Genomic DNA, 13,938 nt, shown 5'->3' with positions numbered 1-13,938 from the left:
GCCCAGGATCAGTTGCGTCCGCATATTGGTGTAGGCGCCCGGCATGGCGCAAAGCCGATGGCGACCGGCTGGATTGGCCGAATGGTCTCAGCGCCTTCGGCTAAACTGCGGTCATCGCGCCATCGACCGAGGCGACAACGATATGCCCCAGGCGCCCCGCGATCCGTATATGCCGACCATTGTCGCCTGGCCATCCCAGGGCCAGCTGCCCCTGGGTTTCCATCGCGGAGGCTAAGGGGGATGTTTCAGCCAGCAAAGTGTCGAGCATCGGTGCCGCCCACTCCGCAAGCTCTGCCGCCTCTGATGCATCGCCGCGCAGCAGATCGAACCCGCCATCCGTGATTTCCAGCGCCGTGCGTGTGCCGGAAGGAAGGCCCGCCTCTAGCTGGGCCAGCGGGTCGGTATCCTCCGCAGGCTCAGAAACACCAAGCGCCGTGCGCAATTGGCTGGCAGCGATCCCGCGGGATCGCGTGGCGCCGTGGCTATCCACCGCATGGATGCGCAGAACCACATGGCCGCCTTGCTCGATTGCGTCCCGAAGAAGCTTTGCGGCCTCTTCCGCGTCTTTCACATCCAGGTTTACGGTGCCATCGGAGGATTGGATGTGATGAAGGCGTGCGCTATCGCCCGACAGCGTCAATGTCGGGCCTGTCTTAGGCCGCAGGATGATTTGACGTGGCAAGACTGTCGCGGCGATCATGTCCGACAGATCGGCCAGCGTTTTTTCGGCATCCGAACTGGCGCGCACATCGCCGGGCGCGATCCCATCCACCGCGGCGCGGCGTAATGCTGATTTGATATCCTGCAATCCCGTCATCCGCGCGCTGCCTCCACCGTTTGCGATCCTTGAAGAGCCGCAGCATCCAACTCGGCCAGGATCTGCCGGGTCTCGGACAATAAGTCTGATAGGACAAGCCAAGGCGCGCAGATGCAGCAGATCACCAGGTCTGGCGCGTTCGGGTCCCGGATAAAGACCCGCGATCCGGTTGGCGTTTGGACCATCGCGTGATCAAAAATGCCATCGTCATTGGGCACGCTGAAGACAAGCGCCGCACAATCGCGCAATACATCCAGATATTCCTGCGGATAGGTCAATGCGCCGTCTGAAGCGAGGACGGTTCCAGCGCCAATATCGACATAGGCCGCCAGCTCGCAGGCCGGCAGGCGGGCGCGAAGTCGCGAAAGATCTGCTGCTTGCATCGGTGCCAAGGCCTGTCGTGAGCATATTCAACCCCACTATTGTGGCCTTTGCAGGTTAACATTCGTTGAAGGGTCGCCCGCGTCGCCTAAACCATTGGTCCATCGCCGATATGCGGCCGGGCGCTGCGCCGGATCCGTCCAACCACACGGCGTGGCATGACATGCAAGCCGCCCGGATCAGGGGCAGAAACCGCCCGGGGCTTCGACCCGTCGAGACGGATCGCCGTCCGATCCGGGGTTGCATCGCCGGAGGGCTCCACACGGCGCGGCGCGGTGGCGACTTCCGGTGCGTCTGCTGCAAGGCGGTCGATCATCTGCAGAACATCTGCGATGCCGCTGGACGCCCATGCTTCGGATCCAGGCGCGGCCTCCAATGCCTCCCGCAGCGCAACCGGCAGAACCGCGACAAACTGATCCTCTGTCTCTCGCACCATGCGGCCCACAACCCGGTCGCGATCCTTGCCCGACGCGATCTTGTCGATCCGCGTCAGCAGGAGCGCGCTGCGCCGATAGAGCCGCCCGGGCACATTTTCCCAGATTGCCGCCTCCGATTGGCGCCAGGCCTGGGTTGCGGGCGTACACCAGATCACCGCGTCGAATTCGGGCATCAGGGCATCCCAGGCATCTGATGCCATATTGGGATCGGAGCTGCCCGGCATATCGATCAGATCCAGCTTTTCGAGAAGCGGAGCATCGACATAGACCCGCAGCGCACGCGTATCGGCGGGGGACACCTGCGACAGCGCATCGCCGTCCAGCACGTGTTCTTCCCCATTGAGATCCACACGCACGGGCGCGCCAGTTCCGTGGGAATACCACACCGGGGGCATCTGGGTGGCGGTGACCTGTACGTGGGCGGTGGCTTGGCCGAGCAGCGCATTGGTCAGTGTACTTTTGCCAGCGCTGAATTCGCCCAGAAGGGCCAGGCGGGGTTTGCGGATCTGGGTGTCTTCGGTCATTCCGCGGCACTCCTCATATCTTCGGGGGCGACCCGCGCCAGAAGCGACAGGGCCTTGCCCACATTGCGGCGGCGCCGTTCATCCTCGATTGCCAGGTTCTCCGTCATCTGCGCGCGGTCGGTCTCGGTCAGCCCGGCCATGGTGTGCAGCCGCTCGCGCTGCCCGGCCAGAAAGGCGCGCAGATCATTCAGGACCGTCTGGCGATAGGGTTCGGCATGATCGGTGACCAACGCTTGCGCCATCGGCAAAAGCTCCGCCTCGATCAGCGCTGAAAACTCATCGGCATAGGCATCGTAGCTGCGCCGCCGACGCCACCAGCGCGACCACCAGGCGCCCTTGATATCCAGCGCAATCGTCTGGCCCAGGATCACCGGAGGCGGGGGGGCCACAACTTGCGGCGGATCGAGGTCAAAGCAGGCCTCGGGTAGGCGGAAGGTTTCCACCATCTGCCCCTTGATCCGGCGTGCGGCATCATCGAATGCGGCCTCTGCGGCGCGGGCCGCCTTGCTGGCAAAGACCTGATATCCGGTTCGCAAAAGCAACCGCAACCCGGCGGGATCGTAGGTCCAGACCTCGTTTTCGCCGTAGGTTTCCAGATGCGAGATCAGCCCGGTTGTGGCGCGCCCGAGAAATGTCTGACGGGCAGAGGTCAACCGATCCTCCAACGCGGCGTTCAGCGTTTCCATCTGCTGGCTCAACGCAGCCTCGGCGCGGGCGGCGAAGGCGTCGTATTCGGCCAGGACCTTTGCCTGATCGACAGGGCGCAGCGCCTGATCGCCAACCTGCCGCGCCGCAACGCGGGAGGTCACGGACAGCCCATGGCCGATATTGCGCGCCCGAACCGATAGGCGGTTCACGGCATCGGCGCCGTCCCCTTCTCCGATCCGCCGCGCGATCGCGGCCCCCAAGGCAGGCAGGCCCGAGAGCGCCCATACCATCGCTTCGACGCTGGTTTCCTCCAGGCCCTGGCGAACCTCATGTTCAGCCATCTTCACCAGAGTGTCGGCGCTGGCGCGGTTCATCCGTTCGAGATTGCCCTGCAAGCCGGTCATCGCCCAAAGCGCGCTGCCAAAAATAATCTCGGCATCGACCGGCCCGTTTTGTGCCTTCAATGTTGCCTGGATCGAGGCGTGGATTTCCGGGATGTCGCGGGCCGGATCCTCAAGCTCATCCACACGATTGACGAAGATGATCACCTGGCGAGAGGGGATGTTTGCGATCAACCGGATCAGAGCCATATCCACGGTCGACAGCGCCTGATGCGCCGACAGGACCACCACGCAGAGACGGCTGGCGCGGATCGCATTCACCGTGATCTGTTCGCGTACCATGAATGTGTCGTTCACACCGGGGGTGTCGCGGATGCAAAGCGGCATCGCCAGGTCGGTCTGGCGCAGAAACAGATCCGCGGACCGGGTCACATCGGCAAAGCGGCCCTGGCTGGCCTCAACGCCGTCGTCCTCGGTTTCATCACCGAGGCAGACATAGCGTTCAACCAATTCCGGATCGACATAGCCATAAGCGTGCTCTTGGCCCAACAGCATCTCGAACTTGTCGCCCAGCCGCCGCTTGGACGTGGCGCGCATCTTTTCCAGCTGCGCACGCACCTTCTCCAGCTCTTGATCGGCGCCGGCACGGCGGGCCAATTCGCCAACGCGGCCACCTTTCTGCAGCAGCGTGGCCCATTCCTCTTCGCTGAAAAAACGGAACTTGGCCTGTTCACCACCTTCGCGGATGCCGGGTGACAGATGGATCGAGGTGACGACGGAGGTCCACGGGTTGATATCGGCGGGCAACAGTCCGGGGCGCCCGATCATGGCGTTGACCAAGCTGGTTTTCCCGGCCTTCACCTGGCCGATCATCGTCACACTGGGTTCCACACGCCGCAACTCGCGGCGCAGGGCGCGCGCGTCTTCCTCCGCTGCGGCGTCCCCGGCTTCGGTCAGATGCGCCAGGGCGGCATCCAATGATGCCAGTTGATCGGCAATCGGCGCCAGGTCACGGTAGGCATGGGACAGCAGCCCAGGCTTTACGGCAGGCATATCCTCCGCAGAGCGTACCTCCGCAGGCTGGCTCGCGGTAATGTCACATTCATAGGCCATGTCATGTCCTTGGCGATTGGGCGGTCGCGTTACGCAACCAGGGCGTCTTCGAATTCTTCCCTGATTTGGGTTAACAATTGTGCTGCATCGCGGGCCTGATCTTCACCGGCCTCGATTTGCAGCAACACGGCCGTGTCGCAGGCATCCTCGACCCGGCGCATCAGGCGGCGCGCGGCGGCGGTTGTGTCGGGCCAGCGCACGGCACGGTCGCGCAGCCCTTCGGTCGTCTCGACGCAGTGGGACAGAACCATATGCGGCCAATCCTCACCCGGTTCCCAATCGAGCAACTCGATCAGGGCACGGGCACGACGGCGCAGGAACAGCATCGGCTCAGAGATGGCATCGACCAATTCCGGCGGCGGGGGTGCCGGGCTGCGCGTATCGTCGGCCAGGTCGGCAAACAGATCATCGGTGGTAAGCTCGGCGTCGGGTTGCGGCGCGGGATCTGTCGGTGCGGCATCGTCCGGCAATAGATGAGCGAAGCGATGCAGGAACAACTCGGCCGCATCAATGTCATGGCGCTGCGCCTCGCTGATATCATTCAGCAATTGCGTCATCAGGCGCGAGATCTGCCACTGGCTTTCGGCTGGATCATGGGGATCGGTGCGGAACACACCATCAAAGCCCACCTCCCGGGGCAGCCCATCACCCGGACCACCGCCGGTCAGCACGGCAAAGGCATGATAGCTCAGCCGTTCTGGCGCGTTCAGCCACATCTGCGCATCGGCGCCGGTGAAAAACGGCGCGCACCAGATGGCGACTTCCGAGCGTTTTGCGGCCCAGTTCAGCGCAGCACGCTGTTCGAACGCATCGGTGCCAAGCGGCACCAGCAGAACCGACATCGTCTCCAGCGCCTCGATCGGCACTTCCAGATCCATATAGATCGGGCCCTCATCCATCAGCGCCATACTGGGCCATCCGGCGCGGGTGACCTTGCTGCCATCTTCCAAGGTGGCGCGCAGGCGCGGCGTGGCGCGGTAGCTGAGCTCGAGCGTGGGGATCACGTCGGCCTCGGCAGGCAGCACCTCGTGCAGCAGCATACATTGCAGCAACCACAGCCCGTCTTCGGGGTAGGGCGACAGGATCGAGACCCGGGCGGGGTTCTGCAGCGCATCCAGCAATCGGGCGCCGCTGGCATATTCGCTCGCCGGTAGGGACGGAACGGTCAACAAAGCCTCAAGCCGGGCCTGGATCATATGGCGTGGCAGGGATGCGGCCATGGCGTTATCCTCCCACCCGGCGCGGCAGCATCCAGGCAAAGGCGCGGGCCAGTGGGCCGGGTTTGTGCACGGTGGGCGCGGCGGTAACCAGCTCCGGTACGTTACGCTCGGTTTTGATCACGATGATCGAGGTATTGTCCTGATGCGGATCACCTGCATCGGCGACCGCTGCGATCAGGTCTTTCGACAGGCTCCGGCTATCGGCCCCCGCACCGTTGCGCAGGATCTCGGTGATCAGCCCGTGAGCCAGAACATCGATCCCATCGCTGGCCACCAGGATCACATCGTCAGGGCGCAATTGAAACGGTTTGGGTGGGCAATCCACCTCGGCCAATTCGTCGCCCATTACCGCGGAGGTCAAGCAATTACGCTGTGGATGATCCTCGGCCGTGCGCGCATCCATCATGCCCTTGGCGACCATCAACTCGATCTGCTTGGCCATCGAATGCACGTCATTCAGACGCGACAGCGCCCCGTCGCGGAACAGGTAGAGCGCGCTATCACCCACCGAAATCCAGAAGAGTTGATCATCCAGCACCGCGGTCGCGATGACGGTACCGCCCATGCCATGGCGGTTCGGGCTGGCTTCCACATGGGCGCGCAGACTATCATTGGCCACGTTGACCGCATGGCGCAGCAACAGGGGCATATCGGGCGCCAGATCCTTGGGCTCACGGCCCCGAAGCGTCAGTTCGGCAAAGACCTCCGACACGATGATCCGGCTGGCCAGATCGCCCGCCGCATGGCCGCCCATCCCGTCCGATAGAACCGCAAAGCCCAGATCTGAGCCGTCGGGAAAGGCCACGGCCAACGCATCTTCCTGACGCTCTCGTTCGCCAAGCGACAGGGCAGAGGCGACGTTCAACGTCAAATCGCTCGGATTACCCATAATGGCCACCCTCCGCATCTTCCAATGCCTCAGCAGGCCAGGTGAAATCCGCGCCGCACAATGCGACGAAGCGAAGGGTCGTCTTGCCGATGCGGATCAGGTCGCCATCCAGCAGCTCTTCGGTCGACAAGACCGGTTGATTGTTGCGGCGCACGACATTGGACTTGCTGCCATGGCCCAGGAAAAAGCGGTTCTGTTCCAGATCGTAAGCCACCGCCGCATGGTTTTGGCGCGAGATCGAGGTATCGCCGAAATCGAGACAGATATCCTGATCGCTGCCCCGACCGATGGCCGAGACCGAGGTTGTGACGGCAAAAAACGCGCCCAGGCCGGGTCCATCGGTGACCACCAGCCATCCCGCTGGAAACCGGGGAAGGCGGGCTTGCGCATGGGCGGCGTGGTCCAACGCGTCGCCTTGGGCCGCATCGGCGTGGAACCCCAGGATGCGTGTCTTGGCCGGATTGCCGCTGACATGGCTGGGCCCTGGATGGTGGGGCGGGGCGCTGGGATGGCCATAATCTTCATAGCCATGGTCACGCGCCATCGGGGCACGATCATAGGAGGCCCCGAATTGCCGCGGCTGGCGCGGTTGGGTGTCCTCTGGATGCGGCGAGGTCGCATAGCGCGGCTGGCTCGGCGGGGCGACCGGGTTGCGCAACACCAAAGGCTCGGATGCGGGCGGCGCGTCATGGTAGTGCCCTTCGGACAGGCGCCGCGGCGCCTGTGGATGGGAGATCGGGCGCGGCTCGCTGTTTTGGTGCGCCGCGGCATAGGCTGCCGTTTGCGCATCGATCTCTGGGTTTGGCCGGGCCCCACTTTCATCGGCCTCCAGATCCCAGATCTGCCGCCGGGGGCGTGAAACGACGCGATTGTGGTTCGGCGCTCGGGGGTCAGAAACCGCATGGCGCGCCTGACCCGTGCCGATGGCGCGCGGCTCGCTGTTGCGTGCGGCGCCGTCGGCCTCAGGCTCTTCCGGCCCGGGTAGGGGCCGCATTCGGACATTTAGATCGCGCGGAGGTCTCATGGCTTCGCCTCGGTGTCAGATGTTGTAGGTGCAGAGTTCGATGTCGGGATGCGCAGGGGTTGATCTGCGCGTGCGCCCGCCCTTGGGCGCACAGTGTCATCCAACGCCCGGCTGACCGGGCGCGGGGTCTCAGCCGGCGCGTCCGATCTGACGGCTGCGGTCGGCCGGGGGCGACGTGGCATCACCCGGGTTTTGGGTGCCGGAGCGGCACTGGGCATGTCGTCATCGGACCGCTCGTCGTCTCCGATCAAATCGGGTGAGGACAGCGCCCGGGCCAGATCACTCATCTGCGGCGCATCTTTGGCGGGCGCGGCTTTTTCAGGCTTGGGTTTTGCCGCCGCCATCTGAGCCTTGGCCGCACCGCCAGCAGCCTCGAATTCCGTGCGGAATTCCGCAACCAATCGGGCGATACGCGCCTCAAGCGCCTCATCTTGTTCGGCCTCGTCCAGAAGGGCCTGCTGTCGCCGTTCCAGGTCGATCGAGTTGCGCCACTCGGCGGCAGAGCCCAGACGATCCTTGGGAAAAATGCTCAGACACGCGTTGATCGCGCCGATGAAATGGTCGTCATAGCCTTGGCCCGGCTCCAGCAAGACCAGCGGATCCGGCAAATCCCGCGCGGCGGCTGCCATCCTGTTGTGACTGGAGGGCGGCGCGGTGCGGCTGACCACATGGTAGAACGTCGCCGCCAAGGCATAGAGATCGCTGGAATAATCCTGATCGCTGCCGGTCAGGTAGAATTCCTGGGGCGAGTAGCCGTCTTTCACCGTCAGGATCTTCGACAGAGCGCGGCTGACCCGCGTGGCATCCTGGCGGGCGGCGCCAAAATCGATCAAGACCGGCAGATTGTCGGAGTCGATTAGAATATTATCGGGTGAGATATCGCGGTGCAGGATATCGTTGCTGTGGATGTAGCCCACCGCTTCGAGGATCTCGAGAAGCAGCTTTTTCACCGCATCGGGTGTCAGGCGGTCCGGATCGTTTTCGATCAAATCCAGCAGTGTTTGCCCCTCGACCAGATCCATCGCCATATAGGCGGTTCCATTGTCGCGGAAGAACTGATGCACACCGACGATATAAGGGTGTCGCAAGCCCGCAAGCGCGGTGGCCTCTTTCTCGAACAATTCCAGGATGGCGTCGAATTCCGCCTCGCTGCTGCGCGAGCGGGGGCGCACCTGGGTATCGGCCCGACAGCAGAGCGCACCGGGGAAGCACTCCTTGATCACAACACGGCGCCCCAAACTGTCACGGGCGGCATAGGTGATCCCGAAGCCGCCGGAATTCAGGTAGCGGTCAATGGTGTACTGCCCGCCGCACAGCTGCCAGCCGGCTGGAAGTTCGTCGCCATAAGATGTCATCGCGCCTGGTGCCATTTGCTCAATCGGTGTGCTCAATCGACTTATGTCCGCAGGTCCCATATGTCGGGTGACAGCGGGGCGTGCGGGTACTTTTATTGCGGTCTCAATTGGCGCTCAGAATGTGTCACAATCGTGCAAATCGACGGCACCAGAGGCGTCGTTTGCCAAGTGTTTTCATTGAAATTCTTCGAGATTTTCGACAATTGCAGCTGCAACTTGTAGGGAATTTTCGTCTTGTTTTGTTGGGCCGAAGGGCCATGAGTTAAGGCTGTCTAGTTTAATTTACAGTTGACGTGTCAATAAACTATGACATGCTATTGCCTGACACGTGGACCGCCCAAGTCAGGCCTGATCTGCCAGGTGATCCCCCTGTCGCTCATCGGCCCGCGACATGTCTATCCGGGCTCAAATGTGAAGGAAGAGGGAGGAACATCATGTCTGATGATCCCGATAAAGTCTGGCCCACCGGCCTGACCCTCAGTGAGGCCGAAGAGGTGCATAGCTACCTCATCGACGGCACCCGCGTCTTTGGGGGGATCGCTTTGGTCGCCCATTTCCTAGTCGCTGTTGCCACGCCTTGGTTGGGCTAGGGAGGAGCTTGATCGAATGAACAATTCAAAGATCTGGCTTGTCGTTAAGCCTACCGTTGGCGTGCCGCTGTTTTTGTCAGCGGTCGCTGTTGGGTCCTTTGCGGTCCATGTTGCCGTTCTTAGCAACACCACCTGGGTGGCCGATTTCCTGTCTGGGCAGGAACTTGGATCAGGACAGGCGGCGCTTGCGACGGAGGCCAACGTGTTGCCCGCCAGTGCCGATGGCGCTGCGCAATTGCCCATGTATCTCGATGCCGCTGCCTCCGATGGGGCGGTTGTGATCTTGCCCGATGGGCGGACCGCGCGGCTTGTCATCGATGACCCGGTGACGCTGGCCTCGGCACGAGCTCTCGTACCAACCGACACGGCGCGCGAATAGCGCCGCGTTCTGCACGACCGGGGGAAAGAGGCGGCAATCGCGCGCTTCTTGACCCGGCCGGTCGTTCCACTGACGTTCTTTGGCGGACCTGACGATTTCACAATGGGCCAATTCCGCACCAATATCCTACACCGTTTGACCCGCGTTGCGCCTCGCTACTTGCCGTTTGCCGATGTCGCGAGTGAGACAGCGCCGCTTTCGCGCCTGTTGCGTCTGTCGCTGTTTCAAGTCTCGGTCGGTATGGCGTTGGTGTTGTTGGTGGGCACGTTAAACCGGGTGATGATCGTCGAGCTCGACGTGCCCGCGTCGCTGGTTGCCGTGATGCTGGCCTTGCCGTTGGTTTTTGCACCTTTCCGGGCGCTGATTGGCTTCAAATCTGACCAACACCGGTCCGCCCTGGGCTGGCGCCGTGTGCCCTATATTTGGAAAGGCACGATGCTGCAATTCGGCGGATTTGCCATCATGCCCTTCGCGTTGTTGGTCCTGTCGGGTTACGCTGAAAGCGCCGATGCGCCGCTCTGGATTGGCCATTCCTCGGCGGCCTTGGCATTCCTGTTAGTGGGCGCGGGCGTGCACACGGTTCAGACCGTGGGTCTGGCCCTGGCCACGGATCTGGTGGATGTCGAAGATCAGCCCAAAGTCGTGGGCTTGATGTATGTGATGCTGCTGGTCGGAATGATCGTCAGCGCATTGGTTTTCGGCTGGCTGCTCAGCGACTACACGCCGGGCCGCTTGGTGCAGGTGGTCCAAGGCGCGGCGGTCGTCACCATCGTCTTGAACCTGATCGCGCTGTGGAAGCAGGAACCGCGCGACCGGGCGCGCGCCGCCAATCCCCCACCGGTGGAGGCCTTCTCGCAAGCCTGGTCGGTGTTCTCCGCCCGCGCGGGCACAATGCGCCTGCTGATCGTCATCGCCCTGGGCACCATGGCCTATGGTATGGCCGAGGTCTTGCTGGAGCCCTATGGCGGGCAGGTCCTGCAAATGAGTGTCGCCATGACAACCCGGTTGACCGCGGTGTTGGCCGCAGGCGGGTTGATCGGGTTTGCCATCGCAAGCCGCGTGTTGTTGCGCGGGGCGGAGCCGCTGAGGGTCGCCACCGCCGGGGCCGCCATCGGCGTGCCCGCCTTTCTGGCCATTGCCGCTGCGGCGCAGCTGGGCGGCATTGCATTGTTTACGCTTGGGACCTTTGTCAGCGGCATCGGCGCGGGCCTGTTTGGCCATGGCACGTTGACGGCAACGATGCGCCGCGCCCCACGCGCCCAGATCGGCCTGGCCCTAGGGGCCTGGGGCGCTGTGCAGGCCACCGCAGCGGGGATCGCCATTGCGGCGGGCGGCATTGTGCGCGATGTGCTCCTCGCGCTGCCCCAGACGACAGAGCCAGCCGCAGCCTATGTGCCGGTTTTCTTGGCAGAGGCGTTGCTGTTGGTCGCCGCTTTATGGGCGATTTGGCGCTTGAATGGGCGCTCCTCTCGAAAATCTGATCCGCAACCCTATCGTCATTCTTTAGAAACGCCTGATGTGTAGACCATCATTGCCGCGCATTATTTGCTAGGAGGCCCCCATGACCACCCTTGTCACTCGTCTCTATGATGATCCCGCCCATGCTGATGCGGTTGTTGCAAATCTGAAAGAGGCTGGCTTTCCCAACAACTGCATGGATGTGATCGCGCAAGCCTCGGGCGCCTCGGCCCAGGATCGGATCACAAATGCCGGTGTGCCAGAGGCGACGGCGCAGCAATATGCCCAACATCTGACCTCCGATCGCGCGCTTTTGGTGGTGCGTGCGCCGTTTGTGCCGTTCGGGGCTGCGCGCCGGGCGATTGAGCTGGCCGATGAACGCCCTGCCGTCGATGCGGGCGTGGCCAATGAAAACGTTAACCTTCCAGACGCGCCGAAAAGCGAGTATTTCCTGTCGGTTTTCGGATCGCATCGGCTGTTCCTGACGAACCGTTACGAAGTGCGCCAAGGCACGACGCCCCGCGGATTCTCCCATGCATTTGGCATTCCGCTGTTGTCGCAGAAAGGCAAGCGTATGCGGCCTGCGGTGATCCAGCGCGGTCCGATCTTTCGGATGAAGCCGCTGAGCCATAAGCGGACGACAAGCAATTTGCTGATTGACCGGTTTTTCGCGACGTTCGCGCTGCCGCATCTTTGGCACCGCAAACCGCCCCGGCAAACCCGTCATTCTCGGATCACGAATTAGACCTTGTCGCGGTGATAGGTCAGCGCCATCGCTGCGATTTGCTGAAACGCGACGTCCGGGAAGGGGCCGTCTTTCGGCATCTGCACCGCGCGGTTCCCGGAATAGGTGAAATCATCGGGAAACTGGCTGCGGTACCGGTCGATCAGATTGGTGCCGCAATGGACGTACAGCGTCGGTCGGCCGTCCGACACGCCCAGTCGTAGAGTCGTCCCCGCGCGCTTTGCGGGCAGATAGGCGGGCTGACCCCATTTCAGCGTTTCGGTGAGCGGCCCGGTCCCGGTCGCCTTGGCCGCGGCGAAGATCAGATCGCGCATGTGAAGCAGTTGCTCGCGGCTCATATCGGGCAAAGCGGCCTCAATCTCGGCGGTCATGGCGTGGGGCATGGCTTAGGCTATCGCATCCGGTCGGATTTGGAACAAGACCTGAGCCGCGCCAAAACGCATCACCTCAGCATAAGGGCGCAGGCCAAGACGCGTGAGAAGGCGGATAGAGCGCCTATTCGCCGCCTGGGTTTCGGCGATAATGCGTGGCAGGGCCAGTTGCTGAAATCCATATGCAAGCGCCGTTCGCCCTGCGTCAAAGGCAAAGCCCTTGCCCCAATGATCCGGCGCGAATTGGTAGGACAGTTCGATGTCCTCTCCATTTTTGTGACGGGTCAGTGAGATAAGGCCCAATGGGCTGAATCCGGTGCTTTCGACGATCCAGATACGCTCTCCCTCATCGGGCAGCACGGCGTTCCGGGACGCGACCGACAGGCTTTCGTCAGGCAAAGGCCCGCCGAGGAACTGCCGCACCGCAGGATCTTTGAGGAGGCGCCCGGCAAACGTCGCATCCGTTGCGGATGCTGGACGCAGGAGAAGCCCCTTCGCGGTTTTAATGCTCTTAACCAACTCGTGCCCTTTTCCACATCGCAAACACGGCGACACTACAGAACAGCTCCATCGGCATATATCGAAACCGCGAGCGCATTGACCTATACCCGACTGAACCGCGCAGGCTTTGGAGAGTTCATGCGGGATAAGGTTGTGCGATCTCGCCCTGCATATTCGCGCGAACGGGGTCTATCTGTCGGCTTGGGCGGGGCAACGAGAGGGGTCAGCCCGACACCCGATCTCGCAACACTTTCGCCATCCGCCTGTAGGCGGCGCGGTGTCGGTTTCGCAGATGCATGGCCACAAAAACCGGCTGAGCGATCTTCGGGGCGTTTGCCACGGCGCGCGCGGCGCCATCGGTGATCAGCGTATCGGCCATGTTGACCGGCAGATACGTCGTGCCGCCCAAGGCCTGCAGCAACCCACGAACCGCTGCCGCCTGGCCGCTGGAGACCGAACCTTCGGACAGGCCGGGTAGCATCGTGGCATGGGTCTGCGCAAAAGCGGGGGAGTAGTTCGGCAGAATATAATCGACAGGGGCCACCTGGCTGAGCTCCTCGACCTTGGTCGACACCATGCGGTAGCCCACATCGCCCATGCTTTCGAAATACAGATCGGGGGAGGGGCGGGGCGAAAACACGACGCCCAAATCCAGCGCGCCGCTTTCCAGATCGCGGCACATCTGGCCGCTGTAATGCCCCTCCACATAGAACCCGCAATCAGGCAGGGCGCTGCGCAAAGCGGCCAGCCAATCGGCCACATGATTGTCCAGCAGATCGTGCTGGATCCCGATGCGCAACATCACCGCGGCGCCATATGGTTTGACATCGGCCTGCGCATCCGCCCAGGCCCGACGCAGCACACGGGCATGCACCTCGAACCGAAGCGCCGCTGTGGTCGGCTGCGTGCCCGCGCGTGAGCGGTCAAACAGGCGTTCGCCCAGGGCTTTCTCCAACGCACGGACACGGCCCGAAATGGTTGATTGCGTCACGGCCAACCGTTCGGCGGTCCGGTTGAAGCTCCGCGTGTCAAGGAGGTCGAGGAAGGTTTCCACTTGGTCAATCTGCATGTGGTCGTGTCCTAATCGGTTTTGCCGATCAAATCAGATGTGACATACAAATTGAAGATGTAACGACCCTACGTAA

At 62.6% G+C, this 13,938-nt stretch carries 15 protein-coding genes; 4 read left to right on the top strand and 11 right to left on the bottom strand.

Annotation, left to right across the window (positions count from 1 at the left end; all coding sequences use genetic code 11):
- Window positions 1–100 precede the first annotated feature (100 nt).
- The 8 genes from V8J82_RS01380 to V8J82_RS01345 all read right to left on the bottom strand — a co-directional run bounded on the left by V8J82_RS01380 (window position 101) and on the right by V8J82_RS01345 (window position 8,749).
- Window positions 101–817 carry a hypothetical protein gene (locus V8J82_RS01380; RefSeq protein ID WP_339971346.1) on the bottom strand — a complete coding sequence of 239 codons (717 nt, stop codon included), beginning with the start codon at window positions 815–817 and terminating at the stop codon, window positions 101–103.
- Window positions 814–1,200 (bottom strand): hypothetical protein, encoded by a 387-nt coding sequence (locus V8J82_RS01375; protein ID WP_339971344.1) that lies wholly within the window; start codon window positions 1,198–1,200, stop codon window positions 814–816. The genes V8J82_RS01380 and V8J82_RS01375 overlap by 4 nt, the downstream gene beginning before the upstream one ends.
- Window positions 1,201–1,286: 86 nt before the next feature.
- On the bottom strand, window positions 1,287–2,159 hold the full coding sequence (locus tag V8J82_RS01370) for a dynamin family protein (RefSeq protein ID WP_339971341.1): 873 nt from the start codon (window positions 2,157–2,159) through the stop codon (window positions 1,287–1,289).
- On the bottom strand, window positions 2,156–4,261 hold the full coding sequence (locus V8J82_RS01365) for a dynamin family protein (RefSeq protein ID WP_339971339.1): 2,106 nt from the start codon (window positions 4,259–4,261) through the stop codon (window positions 2,156–2,158). Before V8J82_RS01365 ends, V8J82_RS01370 begins: the two co-directional genes overlap by 4 nt.
- A 29-nt stretch (window positions 4,262–4,290) precedes the next feature.
- Window positions 4,291–5,481, bottom strand: coding sequence for a hypothetical protein (locus V8J82_RS01360; RefSeq protein ID WP_339971337.1), 1,191 nt, complete (start codon window positions 5,479–5,481; stop codon window positions 4,291–4,293).
- A 4-nt stretch (window positions 5,482–5,485) separates the two neighbouring features.
- Window positions 5,486–6,370, bottom strand: coding sequence for a PP2C family protein-serine/threonine phosphatase (locus V8J82_RS01355; RefSeq protein ID WP_339971335.1), 885 nt, complete (start codon window positions 6,368–6,370; stop codon window positions 5,486–5,488).
- Window positions 6,363–7,364 (bottom strand): FHA domain-containing protein, encoded by a 1,002-nt coding sequence (locus V8J82_RS01350; protein WP_339971333.1) that lies wholly within the window; start codon window positions 7,362–7,364, stop codon window positions 6,363–6,365. Before V8J82_RS01350 ends, V8J82_RS01355 begins: the two co-directional genes overlap by 8 nt.
- Before the next feature lie 26 nt (window positions 7,365–7,390).
- Window positions 7,391–8,749, bottom strand: coding sequence for a serine/threonine protein kinase (locus V8J82_RS01345; RefSeq protein ID WP_339971331.1), 1,359 nt, complete (start codon window positions 8,747–8,749; stop codon window positions 7,391–7,393).
- A 434-nt stretch (window positions 8,750–9,183) separates the two neighbouring features.
- On the opposite strand from V8J82_RS01345, the gene pufB reads away from it, so the two are divergent.
- The 4 genes from pufB (at window position 9,184) to V8J82_RS01325 (ending at window position 11,921) form a co-directional block, all read left to right on the top strand.
- Entirely contained in the window at window positions 9,184–9,339 is a 156-nt protein-coding gene (pufB, locus tag V8J82_RS01340) for a light-harvesting antenna LH1, beta subunit (RefSeq protein ID WP_339971329.1), read from the top strand.
- A 16-nt stretch (window positions 9,340–9,355) separates the two neighbouring features.
- The gene (locus tag V8J82_RS01335; RefSeq protein WP_339971327.1) at window positions 9,356–9,718 is read left to right on the top strand and encodes a light-harvesting protein; all 363 of its coding nucleotides are present in this window, start codon (window positions 9,356–9,358) and stop codon (window positions 9,716–9,718) included.
- 102 nt (window positions 9,719–9,820) lie between these two features.
- Window positions 9,821–11,242 (top strand): PucC family protein, encoded by a 1,422-nt coding sequence (locus tag V8J82_RS01330; protein ID WP_339974486.1) that lies wholly within the window; start codon window positions 9,821–9,823, stop codon window positions 11,240–11,242.
- A 37-nt stretch (window positions 11,243–11,279) separates the two neighbouring features.
- A complete protein-coding gene (locus V8J82_RS01325; protein WP_339971325.1) occupies window positions 11,280–11,921 on the top strand; it encodes a hypothetical protein in 642 nt (213 codons plus the stop codon).
- Here V8J82_RS01325 and V8J82_RS01320 read toward each other — a convergent pair.
- The 3 genes from V8J82_RS01320 to V8J82_RS01310 all read right to left on the bottom strand — a co-directional run bounded on the left by V8J82_RS01320 (window position 11,918) and on the right by V8J82_RS01310 (window position 13,862).
- Window positions 11,918–12,292 (bottom strand): DUF1801 domain-containing protein, encoded by a 375-nt coding sequence (locus tag V8J82_RS01320; protein WP_339971323.1) that lies wholly within the window; start codon window positions 12,290–12,292, stop codon window positions 11,918–11,920. The genes V8J82_RS01325 and V8J82_RS01320 overlap by 4 nt on opposite strands.
- 15 nt (window positions 12,293–12,307) lie before the next feature.
- Window positions 12,308–12,847 (bottom strand): GNAT family N-acetyltransferase, encoded by a 540-nt coding sequence (locus V8J82_RS01315; RefSeq protein ID WP_339971321.1) that lies wholly within the window; start codon window positions 12,845–12,847, stop codon window positions 12,308–12,310.
- Window positions 12,848–13,016: 169 nt separating this feature from the next.
- A complete protein-coding gene (locus V8J82_RS01310; RefSeq protein ID WP_339971319.1) occupies window positions 13,017–13,862 on the bottom strand; it encodes a LysR family transcriptional regulator in 846 nt (281 codons plus the stop codon).
- Window positions 13,863–13,938 lie beyond the last annotated feature (76 nt).

It is taken from the genome of Gymnodinialimonas mytili (genome assembly GCF_037544085.1).
Lineage (GTDB): Bacteria > Pseudomonadota > Alphaproteobacteria > Rhodobacterales > Rhodobacteraceae > Gymnodinialimonas > Gymnodinialimonas mytili.
The sequence above is the reverse complement of the archived record's forward strand: the minus strand, read 5'-3'. Positions and strand labels throughout refer to the sequence as shown.

Bases quoted from the DNA above. Each gene is read 5' to 3' on its own strand.
- V8J82_RS01320 (WP_339971323.1), bottom strand. From the start codon at position 12,292: ATGACCGCCGAGATTGAGGCCGCTTTGCCCGATATGAGCCGCGAGCAA.
- V8J82_RS01375 (WP_339971344.1), bottom strand. From the start codon at position 1,200: ATGCAAGCAGCAGATCTTTCGCGACTTCGCGCCCGCCTGCCGGCCTGC.
- V8J82_RS01350 (WP_339971333.1), bottom strand. From the start codon at position 7,364: ATGCGGCCCCTACCCGGGCCGGAAGAGCCTGAGGCCGACGGCGCCGCA.
- V8J82_RS01345 (WP_339971331.1), bottom strand. From the start codon at position 8,749: ATGACATCTTATGGCGACGAACTTCCAGCCGGCTGGCAGCTGTGCGGC.
- V8J82_RS01380 (WP_339971346.1), bottom strand. From the start codon at position 817: ATGACGGGATTGCAGGATATCAAATCAGCATTACGCCGCGCCGCGGTG.
- V8J82_RS01360 (WP_339971337.1), bottom strand. From the start codon at position 5,481: ATGGCCGCATCCCTGCCACGCCATATGATCCAGGCCCGGCTTGAGGCT.
- pufB (WP_339971329.1), top strand. From the start codon at position 9,184: ATGTCTGATGATCCCGATAAAGTCTGGCCCACCGGCCTGACCCTCAGT.
- V8J82_RS01365 (WP_339971339.1), bottom strand. From the start codon at position 4,261: ATGGCCTATGAATGTGACATTACCGCGAGCCAGCCTGCGGAGGTACGC.
- V8J82_RS01370 (WP_339971341.1), bottom strand. From the start codon at position 2,159: ATGACCGAAGACACCCAGATCCGCAAACCCCGCCTGGCCCTTCTGGGC.
- V8J82_RS01330 (WP_339974486.1), top strand. From the start codon at position 9,821: ATGGGCCAATTCCGCACCAATATCCTACACCGTTTGACCCGCGTTGCG.
- V8J82_RS01355 (WP_339971335.1), bottom strand. From the start codon at position 6,370: ATGGGTAATCCGAGCGATTTGACGTTGAACGTCGCCTCTGCCCTGTCG.
- V8J82_RS01335 (WP_339971327.1), top strand. From the start codon at position 9,356: ATGAACAATTCAAAGATCTGGCTTGTCGTTAAGCCTACCGTTGGCGTG.
- V8J82_RS01325 (WP_339971325.1), top strand. From the start codon at position 11,280: ATGACCACCCTTGTCACTCGTCTCTATGATGATCCCGCCCATGCTGAT.
- V8J82_RS01310 (WP_339971319.1), bottom strand. From the start codon at position 13,862: ATGCAGATTGACCAAGTGGAAACCTTCCTCGACCTCCTTGACACGCGG.